Annotated in this window: 10 protein-coding genes and 2 pseudogenes; 5 read left to right on the top strand and 7 right to left on the bottom strand. The window is 69.2% G+C overall.

Annotation, left to right across the window (positions count from 1 at the left end; all coding sequences use genetic code 11):
• Positions 1-25 precede the first annotated feature (25 nt).
• The gene (locus ACTJIL_RS15300; RefSeq protein WP_440756468.1) at positions 26-700 is read right to left on the bottom strand and encodes a tetratricopeptide repeat protein; all 675 of its coding nucleotides are present in this window, start codon (positions 698-700) and stop codon (positions 26-28) included.
• A 313-nt stretch (positions 701-1013) separates the two neighbouring features.
• Between ACTJIL_RS15300 and ACTJIL_RS15295 the strand changes: the two are divergent.
• Positions 1014-4652 (top strand): annotated as a pseudogene (locus ACTJIL_RS15295) (indolepyruvate ferredoxin oxidoreductase family protein); the annotation flags it as partial.
• A gap of 92 nt (positions 4653-4744) precedes the next feature.
• On the opposite strand, the gene ACTJIL_RS15290 reads toward ACTJIL_RS15295, so the two are convergent.
• Complete coding sequence (locus tag ACTJIL_RS15290) at positions 4745-6655, bottom strand: M61 family metallopeptidase (protein ID WP_440756467.1); 1911 nt, start codon at positions 6653-6655, stop codon at positions 4745-4747.
• 183 nt (positions 6656-6838) lie between these two features.
• Between ACTJIL_RS15290 and ACTJIL_RS15285 the strand changes: the two genes are divergently transcribed.
• Complete coding sequence (locus ACTJIL_RS15285; protein ID WP_440756466.1) at positions 6839-7459, top strand: hypothetical protein; 621 nt, start codon at positions 6839-6841, stop codon at positions 7457-7459.
• Positions 7460-7567: 108 nt separating this feature from the next.
• On the opposite strand, the gene egtD is transcribed toward ACTJIL_RS15285, so the two are convergent.
• A complete protein-coding gene (egtD, locus tag ACTJIL_RS15280) occupies positions 7568-8530 on the bottom strand; it encodes an L-histidine N(alpha)-methyltransferase (protein ID WP_440756465.1) in 963 nt (320 codons plus the stop codon).
• Positions 8527-9819 (bottom strand): ergothioneine biosynthesis protein EgtB, encoded by a 1293-nt coding sequence (gene egtB / locus ACTJIL_RS15275; protein ID WP_440756464.1) that lies wholly within the window; start codon positions 9817-9819, stop codon positions 8527-8529. The genes egtD and egtB overlap by 4 nt, the downstream gene beginning before the upstream one ends.
• An 84-nt stretch (positions 9820-9903) precedes the next feature.
• Between egtB and ACTJIL_RS15270 the strand changes: the two genes are divergently transcribed.
• Complete coding sequence (locus tag ACTJIL_RS15270; protein ID WP_440756463.1) at positions 9904-11097, top strand: aminotransferase class V-fold PLP-dependent enzyme; 1194 nt, start codon at positions 9904-9906, stop codon at positions 11095-11097.
• Between the two features lie 182 nt (positions 11098-11279).
• On the opposite strand, the pseudogene ACTJIL_RS15265 reads toward ACTJIL_RS15270, so the two are convergent.
• From ACTJIL_RS15265 to ACTJIL_RS15255, 3 genes and pseudogenes are all read right to left on the bottom strand, one after another.
• Positions 11280-12683, bottom strand: a pseudogene (locus ACTJIL_RS15265) (ABC transporter permease/substrate-binding protein); the annotation flags it as partial.
• 209 nt (positions 12684-12892) lie between these two features.
• A complete protein-coding gene (locus tag ACTJIL_RS15260; protein WP_440756462.1) occupies positions 12893-13630 on the bottom strand; it encodes an ATP-binding cassette domain-containing protein in 738 nt (245 codons plus the stop codon).
• Between the two features lie 24 nt (positions 13631-13654).
• Positions 13655-14254: a DUF938 domain-containing protein gene (locus tag ACTJIL_RS15255; protein WP_440756641.1), complete on the bottom strand. Its 600-nt coding sequence runs from the start codon at positions 14252-14254 to the stop codon at positions 13655-13657.
• A 71-nt stretch (positions 14255-14325) separates the two neighbouring features.
• Here ACTJIL_RS15255 and ACTJIL_RS15250 point away from each other — a divergent pair, with 71 nt between their 5' ends.
• On the top strand, positions 14326-14820 hold the full coding sequence (locus ACTJIL_RS15250) for a hypothetical protein (RefSeq protein ID WP_440756461.1): 495 nt from the start codon (positions 14326-14328) through the stop codon (positions 14818-14820).
• Between the two features lie 103 nt (positions 14821-14923).
• Entirely contained in the window at positions 14924-17419 is a 2496-nt protein-coding gene (locus ACTJIL_RS15245; RefSeq protein ID WP_440756460.1) for a DEAD/DEAH box helicase, read from the top strand.
• The last annotated feature ends 268 nt before the right edge of the window (positions 17420-17687 follow it).

The following is a 17687-nucleotide window of genomic DNA, read 5'->3' as shown; positions in this document are numbered from 1 at the left end:
GGGAGCGCGCGCAACGTGAGATCGCTCAGGGCCAGCTCGGCGGCGCCGCGCGCCAGGCGGCGGCGACTTCAGCCAGCTTGGCGCGATCGGCTGCGTTCCAGTCCGGCAGCAGCGTCGGCAGGTTGGCCGGATCGTTCCAGCGCAACGGCTCGGTGCGCACCGCGGCGGCGTACCACTGCACCGCCTCGTCGCGGCGGTCGAGCGTCCACAGCCCCAGCGCCAGCGTCGGTGGCACCCAGGACGGATTGTTGTAGGTATCGATGCCGGCTTCGCGCCAACGCGCCAGCGCGCCTTCGGCATCGCCGCTGCGATACAGGTCCCAGCCGTGGTTCCACAGCAGCGGCGCGCGCAGCTGGCTGTTGTTGCCAAGGGCGGATAGCACCCGCGCATACAGCGCCTGGCCGGTTTCCGCGCGGCCGCTGGCATAGGCGATATGCGCCAGTTGCGCGGTGGCCAGTTCGGCATTGCGCCCGTGGCCCTTCATGGCCTTGAGCAGGCGTTCCTGGACCGCGGCATCGTTGCCGGGGAGCAGGACCAGTGGCTGGGTGGTGGCGCCGCTCCCGTCGAAATAGAACTCCTTGGGCGCGGGCAGCGACTGGGCGTGCAGCGCAAGCGGGAGCAGGAGCGGGAGTACGAACAGCACTGCCGACAGAGACGGCAGAGCGAGTGCGCCGGTGCGGCGCCTGATGGACAGTTTCATTGCGACTTCAAGTGGCGGGGCAACCCCTTCCCCGGCGCGCATGGTAGCCGCTGGCGCGCCGCGCGGCCAATCGCGACCGCGCGCTGCCAGCGGTGGGACCCGCCAGCGCGCGGTCTTGGCGGCCAGGTCACCGCCGGGCCGCAGCAGGGCCACTGTTACAATTTCGCGCGTTTTTCAGTGCCATCCGGCCCCATGCCCATGGCCCCAGCCCGCGACCCCGGTCGCCCGCCAGACGATGCCCGCCGCCATGACCAGCACCGCCGAACTCTCCTCGCCCGCCTCCGCCAACATCGCGCTGACCAACAGCGCGCTGGACCTGGACTACACGCTGGAGGACAAGTTCACCCGCACCCAGGGCCGCATCTACCTGTCCGGCGTGCAGGCGCTGGTGCGGCTGCCGCTGATGCAGCGGCTGCGCGACCAGGCCGCTGGCTTGAATACCGGCGGTTTCATTTCCGGCTACCGCGGCTCGCCGCTGGGCGGCTTCGACCTGGAACTGTGGCGCGCGAAGAAGCATCTCGAAGCCGCCGGGGTGAAGTTCACCCCCGGCCTCAACGAGGACCTCGGCGCGACCATGGTCTGGGGCACCCAGCAGACCAACTTGTTCCCCGGCGCCAAGGTCGATGGCGTCTATGCGATGTGGTACGGCAAGGGCCCGGGCGTGGACCGCTGCGGCGACGTGTTCAAGCACGGCAACGCCGCTGGCACCTCAAAGCACGGCGGCGTGCTGGCGCTGGCGGCCGACGACCACGCCTGTCGCTCGTCGACGCTGCCGCACGGCAGCGAGGGCGAATTCACCAGCGCGATGATCCCGATCCTCAACCCGGCGGGCGTGCAGGACATCCTCGAACTCGGCCTGCTGGGGTGGGCGATGAGCCGCTACACCGGGCGCTGGGTCGGCTTCAAGACGATCGCCGAGACGGTGGAGTCGTCGGCGTCGGTCGACGTCAATCCGTTCGCGCTACAGATCGTGACCCCGGACGATTTCGAGATGCCGGCCGGCGGCCTCAACATCCGCTGGCCCGATCCGCCGCTCGACCAGGAGATGCGCCTGCACCGGTACGCGGTGAAGGCGGCGCAGGCGTTTGCGCGCGCCAACCGCATCGACCGCGTGGTGATCGATTCGCCGAATGCGCGCCTCGGCATCGTCACCACCGGCAAGAGTTACCTCGACGTGCTGCAGGCGCTGGAATACCTCGGCCTCGACGCGCGCGCCTGCGCCGAGCTGGGCATCCGCGTCTACAAGGTCGGCATGACCTGGCCGCTGGAGCCGGTCGGCATCCGCGCCTTTGCGCAGGGGCTGGAGGACATCCTCGTTGTCGAGGAGAAGCACAGCTTCATCGAGAGCCAGATGAAGGAGCTGTTCTACAACTTCGAGGGCCGCCGTCCTTCGATCGTTGGCAAGTACGACGAGTCCGGCGCGTGGATCCTGCCGAGCACCAACGAGCTCACGCCCGCGACCATCGCCGCGGTGATCGCGCGCCGCATCCAGCGTTTCATTCCGTTGGAAGCGAGTGACTCGGAACACATGCGCGACGTGCTGCGCTGGATGGAAGAGAAGGAGGGCGCGCTGGCGCTGCCGCGCGCGCAGTTCCCGCGCGTGCCGCATTACTGCTCGGGCTGCCCGCACAACACCTCGACGGTGGTGCCCGAAGGTTCGCGCGGCCTGGCCGGCATCGGCTGCCACTACATGGTGACGTGGATGGACCGCGACACCGACACCTTCACCCAGATGGGCGGCGAAGGCGTGACCTGGTGCGGGCAGGCGGCGTTCACCGAAACGCAGCACGTGTTCCAGAACCTCGGCGACGGCACCTACTTCCACTCCGGTTCGCTGGCGATCCGGCAGTCGGTCGCCGCCGGCGTCAACATCACCTACAAGATCCTCTACAACGACGCGGTGGCGATGACCGGCGGTCAGCCGGTCGACGGCACGCTGTCGGTCCCGCAGATCGCGCACCAGGTGCGCAGCGAAGGCGTGCAGGCGATCGTCGTGCTGTCCGACGAGATCGAGAAGTGGAGCGACCGGTCGATCTTCCCGAACGGCGTCGAATTCCTTGACCGCCGCGAACTCGACGCGGTGCAGAAGCGCCTGCGCGAGGTCAAGGGCGTGTCGGTGTTGATCTATGACCAGACCTGCGCCACCGAGAAGCGTCGCCGCCGCAAGCGCGGCAAGATCGTCGATCCGCAAAAGCGCGTGTTCGTCAACACGCTGGTGTGCGAAGGCTGCGGCGACTGCGGGCAAAAATCGTTCTGCGTATCCGTGCTGCCCAAGGACACCGAGTTCGGCCGCAAGCGCGAGATTGATCAGTCCAATTGCAACAAGGACTACAGCTGCGTCGAAGGCTTCTGCCCGAGCTTCGTCACCGTGCACGGCGGCACGCCGCGCAAGGGTCGCAAGGTCAACGCTGCCGAACGCCTCGCCAACCTGCCGGCACCGACCTTCTCGACCGACTTCTCGCGCCCCTGGAACATCCTGATCACCGGCGTCGGCGGCACCGGCGTGGTCACCATCGGCGCACTGCTCGGCATGGCCGGGCACCTCGAAGGCCGCGGCTCGACCGTGCTCGACCAGACCGGCCTGGCGCAGAAGGGCGGCGCGGTCACCACCCACATCCGCATCGCCAAGACGCCCGGCGACATCCACGCCGTGCGCATCGCCGCCGGCGAAGCCGACCTCGTGCTCGGCTGCGACATGGTCGTGGTCAACGACTACTGGACGCTGTCCAAGATCCGCGCCGAACGCACCCAGGTCGTGCTGAACACCTACGAGGCGATGCCCGGCAGCTTCACCACGCGCCCGGACATGCAGTTCCCGGCCGCCGACATCGTCGCCGCCGTGCAGCACGCGCTCGACGGCGCCGCGCCGTCGCAGATCGACGCGACCCAGCTCGCGACCGCACTGATGGGCGACGCCATCGCCGCCAACCTGTTCATGCTCGGCTACGCCTGGCAGCGCGGGCTGGTACCGCTGTCGTTCGACTCGATCATGCGCGCGGTGGAGTTGAATGGCGCCGCGATCGAGATGAACAAGACCGCGTTCGCCTGGGGCCGTTTGGCCGCGATCGATCCGAATGCGGTATTCGAGGCCGCCGGCGTGGTGCGCAACGCGCCGACCGCCGCCGAAAGCACCCCGGGTGTATTGCAGTCGCTGCCGCCGGGCGAATGGGAAAGCACCGAGTGGGGTTCGACCTCGGCGCCGAAGTCGGCCCGCGCCGAGGACGAACTGCGCCACGTGCCCGCACACGGCGACGACAACGTCGCCTTCCTGCCGCTCGACGACAGCCGCCTGTCGCGCTCGCTCGACGAACTGATCGCGCGCCGCGGCGCCTTCCTCACCGACTACCAGAACGCCGGCTACGCCAAGCGCTACACCGATTTCGTCGCAAAGGTGCGTGCCGCCGAACAGGCGAAAGCCCCGGGCAGCACTGACCTGTCCGAAGCGGTCGCCCGCTACTTCTTCAAGCTGATGGCCTACAAGGACGAGTACGAGGTGGCGCGCCTGTACACCAGCGGCGACTTCCGCAAGAAACTCGAACAGAAGTTCGACGGCGACTACAAGCTGCACTTCCACCTCGCCCCGCCGCTGCTGGCCAAGCGCAACGCCAAGGGCGAGCTGCAGAAGAAGGAATACGGGCCGTGGGTGTTCACGGCGTTCAAACTGCTGGCGAAGCTGCGCGGCCTGCGCGGCGGCGCGCTCGATGTCTTCGGCTACACCGAAGAACGGAAGATGGAGCGCCAGCTGATCGCCGATTACGAGAAGACGATCGGCGGCCTGCTCGACACCCTCGACGGCGGCAATGTCGATCTCGCCGCCGAGATCGCCGGCATCCCCGAGCAGATCCGCGGCTACGGCCACGTCAAGGAAGCGCACCTGCACAAGGCCAAGGCGCGCGAGGCCGAGTTGCTGGCCGAATGGAAGAATCCGCTGCGGATCGTGCAGGCTGCATGAGCCCTGCAAGAGCGGCCTCAGCCGCGAGCTTTCTGCCATCGCCACCATCGGCGGCAGAAGCTCGCGGCTGAAGTCGCTCCTGCAACAGTTGCCTAACTCGGGCTGAGGATCTTCGTCAGGTAATCCGGCGTGCCCTCGATGCGTTCGAGGTGTGGGTAGCGCAGGCCATCGTGGTAGTCCACGTCGATGGTGCGGAAGCGATCGAACTCCTTGACCATCAGCCGGATCGGCGCCTTGCCGTCCTTCGCCGCCTTGATCGCGTCTTCCAGGGCGTCCTTGCCGTATTCGATGTCGTTGACCGCAACGATGTTCATCCCGGTGCCGACGCCGGCGTCGAACGCCGGGCTGTCCCAGCGCACTTCGGACACATTGCCGCCCTTGTCGATGTTCAACCCGATGGAATAGATGAAGCTCGCGGCGCCGTTGCCGTCCTTCATCTGGGCCTTGGCATAGGCGCTGGGCTCGTCCTTGTAGACCAGCTTCCAGCCGCTGGCCTCCAGACCACCGGTCAGCGGCGCCTTGCCGTCGAGGCGGTCGCGCAGGAAGGTCGCCCAGTCGTCGTGCGCCACCCCGTCGAGCGTCGCGACCACGTCGTCGAAGGTGTAGGTGGCCTGCTGCTTCCACTCGCCGTCCTCGATGCCGAAGAACGCACGGGCGAAATCGTCCAGCGATTTCCTGCCGCCGCTGAGCTTGCGGATGCGTGCGTCAGCCTCCAGCCACATCATCTGCCCGCCGGAGTAGTAGTCCTCGCTCATCTGGTAACCGCGATACGGCTTGGGCCGGCGCCGGGCGACGATCGGGTCGTTGGTGGTGTCCTGCAGCGCGCGCCATTCCAGGCCCGGGCGGTTGTCGGCATAGGTCGCCGCCACCAGCGCCAGCGCATCGCGCGAGGCCTCCATCGGCCGCAGCCCGGCGCGCGCGGTCAGCACGTTGCCCCAGTACTGGGTCTGGCCTTCGTAGACCCACAGCAGGCTGCCCTGCATCGGCACGTTGTAGTTGGGTGTCCACAGGTCGGCGGGGCGGCGGAACTTGCCGTTCCACGAATGCGTGTACTCGTGCCCGAGCAGGTCGTCGCTGCCGGCCTTCTTGTCCCAGCCGGTGAAGTAATCGGTGCCGAGGCCGTTCTCGCTGGAACGCTGGTGCTCCAGCCCGTTGCCGCTCATCTGCTTCGACAGCGAGAACAGGAAGTCGTAATGGTCGTAGTGCTGCGAGCCGTACAGCTTGAGCGCCTGCTTCACCAGTTCGCGATGCTGCTCGATGTGCTCGGGCTTCGCTTCGAGGTATTTCGCCGCATCGGCGACGACGTTCAACCGCACCGGCACCTTCGCCCCCGGAGCGAGGTCGATCGTCTTGAAGTAACGGCCCGCATACACCGGCGAATCGACCAGGATGTCCAGCGACACCGGCCGGTACTGCACGGTGTCGCCGGCGCGGCCGGCGACATCGAGCGCGCTGGCGGCCTGGAAACCCGCCGGGTACTTCACCGACGCGGCGTACTGGATGCGGCTGGCGTAGTGCCCGGCCGGATACAGCACCACCGCATTCCACTGCAGGTTGAGCATGTTCGGCGTCATCACCACCCGGCCCTGGTCGCGGCCGGTGGGCGTGAGGTACTGGTATTGCATCGACAGCGACGACACACCCTGCGGCACCTCGACGTGGAAGGCGAACACGTCGAGCGGGTCGCGCTTCCAGTCCAGCCGCTGGCCGTTGGCGGTGATCTCCAGCCCTGCGATCTTGTCGATCGGGCCCGATGCGGCGTGGTTGCCGGGCAACCAGGCCGGGAACAACAGCGTCAGCGGGCCGGCCTGCACCGGCATCGTCTGCTTCACCCGGAAGATGCGCTGCGCGGTATCGGTGGCATCGACGTCGATGGTGACCGTGCCTGGATACGCAACGTCGGCCGGCGGTGGCACTTCGGCGTGCACGGACCGCATAGCGAACGGCGACGACAGCGCGAGGGCGACGGCAAGCGACAGGCTGGCGAGATGCGAACGGGACATGCGTGGATTCCTGTGTGAAGCGGGACGGTTTCACGGCCGGCGGCAGCGAGCCATCCCCAATCCTCGCCGCTGCGTGCCATTCGTACCCCTGCCATTGGGCATGGTCGGCTGATCGTGGTGCGCGGTTCGACCCGGCGCCGCGCCGATGTTAGCGTTTGCGCCCCGCCGCCACGGTCTGCCCCGATGGATCCGACGAACGAATCCGCTGCCACGTTGCCGGCCGCGACCGCGAAAGCCGATGCCACGCGCCGCACCGAACTGTTCATCGGCGCCTGCGTCGTGCTGATCTCGCTGGTTTCGCTGTTCGTCGCGGTCAGTGCCAACCGCACCCAGGAGCGCCTGCTGGCCGCCAGCACCTGGCCCAACCTGCAATACAGCTCCAGCAACGCGAATCGCGAGGGCAAGCGTGCGATCTCGTTCAACCTGCTCAACAACGGCGTCGGCCCGGCGCGCATCCGCTCGTTCGACCTGCGCTATCACGGCAAGTCGATGCGCAACTCGTCCGAGCTGCTGCGCGAATGCTGCCTGCGCGACGCCTCGCAAACAGCGCCGACGACCACCGTCAGCACGGTGCGGCGGCGAGTACTGGCGCCAAACGAGGAAGTCACGTTCCTGCGCGTTCCGCTGCAGGCCTCCACCGAAGCGACCTGGCAGGTGCTCAACCGCGAAGCCTTCAACGTGCAGCTGCGCGTGTGCTACTGCTCGGTGCTCGACGACTGCTGGATGCTCGACACCGGCAAGCCCGAGCCCGAACCGGTCAAGGCCTGCCCGGCCACGCCCGCCGGCAGCGGCTGGGAGAACTGATGGTCGCGGCGGAAAAGAAGATGCGCAGGTCGGGGGCCACGCCTCGACGGCTTTCAACGCGTCGATGGCGCGATCTTGAGCAGGAGCCGTCGGGAACGTAGCCCCGACCTACGTGCGCTGCAGCAACCGCAGCCCGAACCAGTCCTGCGGATCGTTCCAGGCGCGCACGACCTTCAATCCGGCCTGCGCCGCAAGCGCAGCCAGGCCCGCATCGGTGTACTTCTGGCTGTACTCGACCTGCATCGCCTCGCCGGCGTCGAAATGGAAACCGCGCCCTTCGACGGTCACGTCCTGCGCGCGGCGACTGACCAGGAAGGTTTCGATGCGCCCGGCGTCGGCGACGTAGTCGGCGCGATGTTCGAAGCCGTCCAGGTCGAAGTCGCTGCCGATGTCGCGGTTGAGCCGCGCCAGCAGGTTCAGGGTGAACTTCGCGGTCACGCCGTTGGCGTCGTTGTAGGCCGGCTCGATGATCGCCGGCGATTTCTGCAGGTCGATGCCGAGCAGTGCGCCACCGCGGTCGCCCATCGTCTGGTGCATCGCCCGCAGCAGACGCACGGCCTCTTCGTCGGTGAAGTTGCCGATCGTCGAGCCGGGGAAGAACACCAGCGCGTGGTCGGCCGTGCGTTCCGGTCGCGGCAGCGGCACCGGCTGGGTGAAGTCGGCGCACACCGGCAGCACTTCAACGTCGCCGAATTCGCGGTCCAGGCGTTCGACGCTGGCCAGCAGCGCGCTGCGCGAAATCTCGATCGGGGTGTAGGCGACCGGGTCGTCGAGCCCGTCGAGCAGCAGCCGGGTCTTGCGCCCGCTGCCGCTGCCGTACTCGACCACGTGCGCGCGCGGACCCACGGCCTCGGCGATCTGCGCCATGCTCGCTTCCAGCAGTGCCAGCTCGATGCGCGTCAGGTAGTACTCCGGTTGGCGGGTGATCTCCTCGAACAGTTCGGAGCCGCGCCGGTCGTAGAAGTATTTGGATGGCAGGCGCTTCGGCGTGCGCGACAACCCGGCGAGCACGTCGCCGCTGATGTCGTCGGGCGTCGGCTGCAGGTCGGTCAAGTTGAGTACTGCATTCACGCGGAATCCTTTGCAAGCCGCAGGCCGGAGAACTGCCAGCGCGCCGGTGGCGGGAAGAAGTTGCGGTAGCTGGCGCGCACGTGGTCGCGCGGCGTGGCGCAGCTGCCGCCGCGCAGGATCCACTGCCCGCTCATGAACTTGCCGTTGTATTCGCCGAGCGAACCGGGCAGCGACCGGAAGCCCGGGTATGCCGTGTAGGCCGAGGACGTCCACTCCCAGACGTCGCCGAACAATTGCTGCAATCCGCCGCCGCCATCGGCCGCCTGCGGATGCAGCGCACCGGTCTCGACGAAGTTGCCATCGACTCCAACGCCATCTGCGGCCTGTTCCCACTCGGCCTCGGTCGGCAGGCGCGCGCCGGCCCAGCGCGCGAACGCGTCGGCCTCGTAATAGCTCAGGTGACAGGCCGGCGCGTGCGGGTCGCATTCGCGCCAGCCGGCCAGGGTGAACTCGCGCGTGCCGTCTTCGTGCCAGTACAGCGGCCGTTGCCAGCCCTCGGCCCGCAGCAGCGCCCAGCCGTCGCTGAGCCACAGTTCGGCGTTGCCGTAGCCACCGTCGGCGACGAACTGCGCGTACTCGTCGTTGCTCACCGGCCGGCTCGCCAGCGCGTGCGCCGGTACCAGCACGCGGTGGCGCGGGGACTCGTTGTCATAGGCGAAGCGCGATGATGCCGGCCACGGCGCGGCGCCGATCTCGACGATGGCCTCGTCACGCGCGATCCAGCGCAGCGGCGTGGCTCGTCCGGGATTGTCCGGCAGGTCATCGCGGTAAGCCGGCCCAAGCGGATTGCACCACAGCGCATGCTTGATGTCGGTCAACAGCAACTCCTGGTGCTGCTGCTCGTGGTGGGTGCCGAGCAGGATGATGCGCGCGGCTTCCTCGTCGAGGTCGCCGGCCTCGAATCGCCGCGCCATGCGTGCATCGACCTGTTCGCGGTACTCCAGCACCTCGATCAGCGACGGCCGCGACACCAGCCCGCGCCGCGGCCGCGCGTGCATCGGCCCGACGCTGTTGTAGTAGCTGTTGAACAGGTAGTCCCACTGCGCGTCCACCGGCACGTAGCCGGGCTGCGCGCCGAGCACGAAACGTTCGAAGAACCAGGTGGTGTGGGCGAGGTGCCATTTCGTCGGACTCGCGTCCGGCATGCTCTGCACCATCGCGTCCTCGGCCGACAGCGGCGCTGCCAGCGCGATGCTGCGCGCGCGCACCGCGCGGTAGCGTTCGGCGAGCGTGGAGGCTTCGCGCGGCGCACCGCGGCTTGCGGCGAGCGGGGCGGGAGACACGGACATGCCGCGAGGATAACGCGACCGGTCGAACGCCAGGTGACGGGCGCCCCAACCGGCGACCTGCGCCTTCTCCAGTACAGTGTGCGCATGACTCCGTCGCGCGCCACGACCGCCGGACCCGCCGCCACCGCGCTCGCCGACCTCGCCGCCGCCGCAAGCGCATTCATGCCTTCGGGCGACGTGCTCTATCTCGACTGCGCCGCGCAATCGCCGCGGCTGCGCGCGGCGCAGGCCGCCGGGCTGGCCGCTCTCGAATCCGGCGGCAGGCCGTGGCAGGCACCCTCCGAATCCCCGGAAACGCAGCTCGAATCCCTGCGCGGCGCCATCGCGCGACTGCTCGATGGCGATCGCGATGCGATCGCGGCGGTGCCATCGGCGTCCTACGGGCTGGCCACCGCGGCGCGCAATCTGCCGCTCGATGCCGGCGATGCCGTGCTGGTGCTCGACGGCCAGTTCCCCTCCAACCTGCTGCCGTGGCAGCAGCGCTGTGCCGAACGCAATGCACGCGTGGTCGGCGTGCGACGCGGCGCGGGCGAGGACTGGACGAATGCGGTGCTGGCCGCGCTCGAATCCGAGCCATCGCCGCGCATCGTCGCGTTGCCGCAGGTGCGCTGGGACGACGGCGCGCTGCTCGACCTCGACCGCATCGCATCGCGCGTGCACGCCATTGGCGCCGCGCTGGTGCTGGACCTGAGCCAGAGCCTCGGCGCGCTGCCGACGGACCTCGCACGCTGGCGCCCGGATTTCGTGGTGGCGGTCGGCTACAAGTGGCTGCTCGGGCCACTCGGCCTGGCCTGGCTGTGGGCGGCGCCACGCTGGCGCGAGCGAGGCATCGCGATCGAACAGCACTGGTCGGCGCGCGACGCCGGCGAAGGCTGGCGTTTCCCCGTCGATGTCGTACGCCCGCATCGCGACGGCGCGCGCCGTTTCGACGCCGGCGGGCTCGACGATCCGATGCGGCTTGCGATGGCGGACGCGGGCCTTGCCCAGGTCCACGCCTGGGGCGTGCCGGCCATCGCCGATGCGCTGGGCGAGCGCACGCGTGCACTGGATGCCGCGCTGGACGCGCACGGCCTCTCGTCGTGGAAAACGCCGGGCCACGCGCCGCACATCACCGCGCTGCGCCCGCCTGCGGAGCGGCTCGACGCGGTGTTCGCGGCGTTCGGGCGCGAGCGCATCGTCTGCACGCGACGATACGGGCTGCTGCGGATCGCGCCGCATCTGCATGTCCGGGCGGAGGACATGGCGCGCGTGGCCGCGATCGCGGCCGCCGCAGCTTGAGCAGCCCACCGGCATTTGTAGGAGCGGCTTCAGCCGCGAGCTTTTGCCGTTGCCCCTCCCCAGCGAAGGCAGAGGGTGTCCACGGTTCGCCGTGTTGCTGAAGACACCCCTCCCCAACCCTCCCCTGCCGCAGGGGAGGGAGCCAAAGCTCGCGGCTGAAGCCGCTCCTACAAGAGCAGGCGCTAGGCGCGCGCGGCGATCCGCAGCCCCCGCGGCGTCAACAACCGTTCCACAAGCTCAAACACGCCCTGCACCAGCAGCGCCAGCACCGCCGCGGGCACGGCGCCTTCGAGGATCAGGCCGATGTCATCGAGGCGGATGCCGGCGAGGATCGGCTGGCCGTAACCACCGGCACCGATCAGTGCGCCCAGGGTCGCGGTGCCGACGTTGATCACCGCCGCGATCTTGATGCCGGCCAGGATCGTGCGCAGCGCCAGCGGCAGTTCCACCCGCCACAGTCGCGTGCGCGGCGGCAGGCCGATCGCGGCAGCAGTCTCGCGCAGTTCGCGCGGGATGCCGGTCAGGCCGGCGTGCGTGTTGCGCACGATCGGCAGCAGGCTGTAGAGGAACAGCGCCGCGATCGCCGGCCTGGCGCCGATGCCGAACAGCGGAATCATGAACACGAACACCGCCAGCGACGGCAGCGTCTGCAGCACCCCGGTCAGCGACAGCACCACCTGCCCCAGCCGCGGCCTGCGCGCGGCGAAGATGCCCAGCGGCAGGGCAACCAGCAATGCCAGCCCGAGCGAGATGCCGACCAGCGCCAGGTGCTCGCGCGTGCGCTGCCAGATGCGCGCCGTGCGTCCGCTGGCGGTGGGTGCATCGACGCCGAGCCAGCCGGCGGCGACGTCGGCCTCCTTCTCGTGATCGAGCTTCACCTGCGCATTGAGGCGCTGCATCGTCGCCGCGTCGATGCGCCCCGCCATGCCCTGCAGTGCGGCCACCCACGCCGGCGCGCGCTGCGCGAGGTCGGCGCGGTACAGGTACACCGCGTCGTAGGCGGGGAAGTAGTGGCGGTCGTCGTCGAGCACCACGAGCTTGTAGTACGGGATCTCCGCATCGGTGCTGTAGAGATCGGTGACGTCGATCGCACCGCTGGCGAGCGCGCGATAGGCGAGATCGTGGTCGAGTCCGTCGGGCTTCTGCGGCAGGCCGTAGGCAGCGCGCAGTCCCGGCCAGCCGTCGGCGCGCTGCATGAATTCGTTGCTGAGGCCGAGCTTGAGCTGCGGGTGGGCGCGCAGGTCCGACACCGTCGCGATCCCCAGCGCCTTCGCGCGCTGCTCGCGCATGCCGAGCGCATAGGTGTTGTCGAAGCCGATCGGGTCGGTCATCGCCAGCCCGCGTTGCGCCAGCGCCTTGCGCAGCGTGGTGTGGTCCGCGCCGGGCATCTGCAGCAGTTCCTCGGCAAGCGTGCCGATGTACTCGGCGTAGGCATCGATCTGCCCGTTCTCCAGCGCGCGCCAGAGGATGCGGGTGCCGCCGAGCTGGCGCCTGTGCTCGACCTCCAGCCCGCGTTGCCGCGCCAGGCCGGCGCCGATCTCGCCGAGGATCACGGCTTCGGTGAAGTTCTTGGAGCCGATGACGAGGTGTGTGTCGGGCTTGGCCCGTGGCGGAACGTTCTGCGGCGCATCAGGCACCTTCGCCGATAGCGGATTCGACATGCCGATGGCGAAGCCGAAGATCACTGCCAGGACTCGCCATCCTCCGGTCGTCATTCCCTCAAAGGCGGGAATGACGAGCAAATGCATCAACCGCGCCTGAAGCAACGCCGGGACCCCGGCCGTCGCGGAGAAGTTCACGCCACGTCCCCGACGCTGCGCTGCGCGGTCATGAACTCGCGCACGAACGGATCCGCCGGCGCCTCCAGCAGGTCGCGGGCGCAGCCCTGCTGCAGCACGCGGCCGGCACGCAGCAGCACCAGCGTGTCGCCGAACCAGGCCGCCTCGGCCACGTCGTGCGTCACCAGCACCACGGTCTTGTCGAGCGTGTCGAACAGCTCGCGCATCTGCGTCTGCAGCTCGTGGCGCACGATCGGGTCGAGTGCGCCGAGCGGCTCGTCGAGCAGCAGCACCTTCGGGTCGAGCACCAGCGCGCGGATCAGGCCGACGCGCTGGCGCTGGCCGCCCGACAGTTCCGCCGGGTAGCGCGACAGCGCCGCGAACGGCAGCCGGCACAGGTCCGCCAGCTCACGCAGGCGTGCTTCGATGCGCGGGTGGTCCCAACCCAGCGTGCGTGCCAGCAGTGCGGCGTTGCCGGCGCCGGTAAGGTGCGGAAACAAGCCGCCCTCCTGGATCACGTAGCCGATGCGGCGGCGCTGTTCGAGCAGCGTCGCGCGACACAGCGGCTCGCCGTCGAACCGCACCTGCCCGCTGTCCGGCCATTCCAGACCCACCAGCATCCGCAGCACGCTCGACTTGCCGGCACCGCTGGGGCCGATCAGCGCCGTGGTGCGGCCGGCCGCGATCGACAGGTCCAGCGCGTCGAGCGCGATCGTCGGCCCGTAGCGTTTCGAGACCTGGCGCAGTTCGAACATCGGACCAGAATAGCGTAGCCCCGACTACCGTTCCCGCCGCCAGGCCAGGCAGCGGTTGTTGGCCGGCATCGCCACGTCGGCGACCCGTTGCAATCCGATCGCCCGCGCCAGCGCATCCACCGCCTCGACATCGCGGATTCCCGAACGCGGGTCGCGCGCCTTCAGCCAGCCATCGAACTCGCGGTTGCTGTCGCTGGTGTAGGCACCGCCGTCGTTGAACGGGCCGTACACGACGACACTCGCCGAATCCGCCAGCACGCCGGCCATGCCGGCAAACAGCGCCACCACATCCGGCCAGCCCATGATGTGTAGCGTGTTGGCGCTGAACACCGCGTCGAACCCGGGCGCCGGCCATGGCCCACGCGCCACGTCGAGTTCCAGTGGCGGCGGCGTGTTCGGCAATCCGGCTTCGTCCAGCCACATCCGGATGCCCGGCAGATGCTCCGCACGATCCGAACACTGCCATTCCAGCCATGGCATCGCCGCGGCGAAGTACACCGCATGCTGTCCGGTGCCGCTGCCGATCTCGAGCACGCGGTGGCGGCGTGCGAAGTGTTCGCGCAGCACGTCGAGGATCGGTTCTCGGTTGCGTTCGCAGGCGGGGGCGAAGGGCTTGTCGATGATCGTGGCTCCGTGGCAGCGCGCGGGCCGGCATCGCGGTGGTGCGTTGCGCGGGCCCGACGCATCATGGCGCCATGACGACGATCGCGCACACCTCCAGCATCGTCCTGCCCGTGCCAGCGGAGTGCTGGCCGCCGCCGGGCGCCGGTGCCCGCCTCGACAACCTCGCGTTCGACCCCAAACCCGAGCTCCACGTCACCCTGGTCGGCACCTGCCTGGGCCGCGAGCTTCAGGCGACGTTCGGTGCAACCATGGCCGCGCGGATCCGCGAGGCGCGGGATGCGCTGGACTGGCATTTCGAACGCAGCGGCCGCTGCCTGCTGCTGCGCAAGTCCTGCGTCGAACACGGCCATGTCCGCATCGCGCACTCGGTCATCGAACTGATCGACCTGCCGGCGATGGCGCCGTTCCAGCGCGCACTCGGGCGCATGCTCGGGCGCCAGCTGCCGGTGCCGCCGCCGCACGTGACGCTGTACACCGCCGGCTGCGCGCAGGGCATCGGCGTGTCGAGCCCGGCGCGGCTGCGCGCGTTCGCGGTGCGCAGCCTCCTGCCCGGCGAGCCGGACTGACGGCGCGGCCGACCCGCCGACGCGATCGCGACCGCGCACGGCTCCCGTCTCACCCGCTGCGACGCGCTTCCGCTCCACTGCCCGCACTTCACGAGGGCGGCAGATGGCACAGGCACTGGCACGGCGGGTCGAGGACGAAGAGCGCGCGCTGGCGCTGGGCGGCGATGGCCGGCGCACCGGCGACGGCGCGGCGCTGACCCGGGCGCTGTCGCGGCGCTACGGCGACCGGATCACCGGCAGCTTCACCATCCCCGGCCGCGAGGGCGCCTACGCGTCGATCCCCGACGACGTGCCCGAAGCATTGAAGTCGGCGCTGCGCGCACGCGGCATCGAACGGCTCTATTCGCACCAGGCGCAGGCCTGGCACGCGGCGCAGCGCGGCGAGCACGTGGCGATCGTGACGCCCACGGCGTCGGGCAAGTCGCTGTGCTACACGCTGCCGGTGGTGGCCGCGGCGATGACTGGCCGCGCGAACGTGCTGGCTGCAAAAGCGCTCTTCCTGTTCCCGACCAAGGCGCTGGCCCAGGACCAGGTGGCCGAGCTGCTGGAGTTGAACCGCGCCGGCGAACTGGGCGTGAAGGCCTTCACCTTCGACGGCGACACGCCGGGCGACGCGCGCCAGGCGATCCGCCTGCACGGCGACATCGTGGTCAGCAACCCGGACATGCTGCACCAGGCGATCCTGCCGCACCACACCAAGTGGGCGCAGTTCTTCGAGAACCTGCGCTACGTGGTGATCGACGAGGTCCACACCTACCGCGGCGTGTTCGGCTCGCACGTGACCAACGTTCTGCGGCGGTTGAAGCGGGTGTGCGCGTTCTACGGCGTGAGTCCGCAGTTCATCCTGTGCTCGGCGACGATCGGCAACCCGCGCCAGCACTGCGAGGCGCTGGTCGAGGCGCCGGTGCACGCGATCACCGAATCCGGCGCGCCCAGCGGCGACAAGCACGTGCTGCTGTGGAACCCGCCGGTGGTCAACAAGGACCTCGGCCTGCGCGCGTCGGCACGATCGCAGTCCAACCGCATCGCACGCATCGCGATCAAGTCGGGATTGAAGACGCTGGTGTTCGCGCAGACGCGGCTGATGGTTGAGGTACTGACCAAGTACCTGAAGGACGTGTTCGACCATGATCCGCGCAAGCCGCCGCGGATCCGCGCCTATCGCGGCGGCTACCTGCCCACCGAGCGCCGCGCCGCCGAGCGCGACATGCGCGCGGGCCGCATCGACGGGATCATCGCGACCTCGGCGCTGGAACTCGGCGTCGACATCGGCAGCCTCGATGTGGTGGTGCTCAACGGCTATCCCGGCACGGTGGCGGCGACCTGGCAGCGCTTCGGCCGCGCCGGGCGCCGGCAACGGCCGAGCCTCGGCGTGCTGGTGGCCAACTCGCAGCCGCTGGACCAGTACGTGGTGCGGCATCCGGACTTCTTCGCCGATGCCACGCCCGAGCACGCGCGCATCGCACCGGACCAGCCGCTGGTGCTGTTCGACCACATCCGCTGCGCCGCGTTCGAGCTGCCGTTCGATGTCGGCGACGGATTCGGGCCGGTGGATCCGGAGGTTTACCTCGAAGCGCTGGCCGAAACCGACGTCGTGCACCGCGAAGGCGCGCGCTGGGAATGGATCGCCGACAGCTATCCGGCGCAGGCGGTGTCGCTGCGCTCGGTGGCCGACGGCAATTTCGTCGTCGTCGACCGCACCGACGGCGCGCAGAAGATCATCGCCGAAGTCGACTACTCCGCTGCGGCGCTGACGCTGTACGAAGGCGCGATCCACATGGTGCAGTCCACGCCCTACCAGGTGGAGCGGCTGGACTGGGAAGGCCGCAAGGCGTTCGTGGTGCGCACCCACGTCGACTACTACACCGACAGCATCGACTTCACCAAATTGAAGGTGCTCGACCGTTTCGACGGCTGCGAGGCGGGTCGCGGCGACGCCCATCACGGCGAAGTGCACGTGGTACGGCGCGTGGCCGGCTACAAGAAGATCCGCTACTACACCCACGAGAACATCGGCTACGGCCCGGTCAACCTGCCCGACCAGGAGCTGCACACCACCGCGGCGTGGTGGCAGCTGCCGCAGGCGGTGCTGCTCGCTGCGTTCGCGTCGAAGCAGGACGCCCTCGACGGCTTCCTCGGCGCGGCGCACGCGCTGCACGTGGTGGCGACGGTGGCGGTGATGGCCGACGCGCGCGACCTGCAGAAATCGGTGGGCAACGGCGACGGCGCGTGGTCCGCCACCCAGGACGGCAGCGGCCGTGGACGGGCACAGGATGCGGACGGCAAGCCCGTTGCGATCGTCGAAGACGCGCCCGTGGCGGGACCCGCGGCCGACGGCGCGCTGATCGAAACCGCGGGGTTCGTGCCGACGGTGTACCTGTACGACAACTTCCCCGGCGGCGTGGGCCTGAGCGAACCGCTGTGGCAGCGCCAGGCCGAGCTGGTACGGCGCGCGCACGAACTGGTCGCACGCTGCGACTGCGCGAGCGGATGCCCGGCCTGCGTCGGCCCGGTGCTGGCGATCGACGAGGCGAAGGCCGAGGCGACACCGAAGCAGCTCGCCCTGCAGGTACTGGCCCTCTTCGAAGCGGCCGCATGACGCCGCACAAGAAAAGCTCGCGGCTGCCGCCGCTCCTGCACAGGCAGGGACGATGAGCGTTTCGCTGCAGAAGCTGCGCGCGCTGCGCCGCGAGGTCGGAAGCGCTTTGGCGCCTTCCCCGGCTAAAGCAGAAGGAGGTTGGGCGGAGGTTGCATCGAATCCCGCACAACTTTCCGCGAGGAATGCGCGCGCGCACGCAATCCCTCCCACGCCAGCCCGGCTCGCCAGCACGGCTGGCACGGGTTCATCGGCACACTCCATCGAATCC

It is taken from the genome of Luteimonas sp. 22616, assembly GCF_052044325.1.
GTDB lineage: Bacteria > Pseudomonadota > Gammaproteobacteria > Xanthomonadales > Xanthomonadaceae > Luteimonas.
The sequence above is the reverse complement of the archived record's forward strand: the minus strand, read 5'-3'. Positions and strand labels throughout refer to the sequence as shown.

Coding starts and splice junctions, on each gene's coding strand:
- egtB (WP_440756464.1), bottom strand. CDS start 9,819: ATGTCCGTGTCTCCCGCCCCGCTCGCCGCAAGCCGCGGTGCGCCGCGC.
- ACTJIL_RS15290 (WP_440756467.1), bottom strand. CDS start 6,655: ATGTCCCGTTCGCATCTCGCCAGCCTGTCGCTTGCCGTCGCCCTCGCG.
- ACTJIL_RS15245 (WP_440756460.1), top strand. CDS start 14,924: ATGGCACAGGCACTGGCACGGCGGGTCGAGGACGAAGAGCGCGCGCTG.
- ACTJIL_RS15250 (WP_440756461.1), top strand. CDS start 14,326: ATGACGACGATCGCGCACACCTCCAGCATCGTCCTGCCCGTGCCAGCG.
- ACTJIL_RS15270 (WP_440756463.1), top strand. CDS start 9,904: ATGACTCCGTCGCGCGCCACGACCGCCGGACCCGCCGCCACCGCGCTC.
- ACTJIL_RS15300 (WP_440756468.1), bottom strand. CDS start 700: ATGAAACTGTCCATCAGGCGCCGCACCGGCGCACTCGCTCTGCCGTCT.
- ACTJIL_RS15285 (WP_440756466.1), top strand. CDS start 6,839: ATGGATCCGACGAACGAATCCGCTGCCACGTTGCCGGCCGCGACCGCG.
- ACTJIL_RS15260 (WP_440756462.1), bottom strand. CDS start 13,630: ATGTTCGAACTGCGCCAGGTCTCGAAACGCTACGGGCCGACGATCGCG.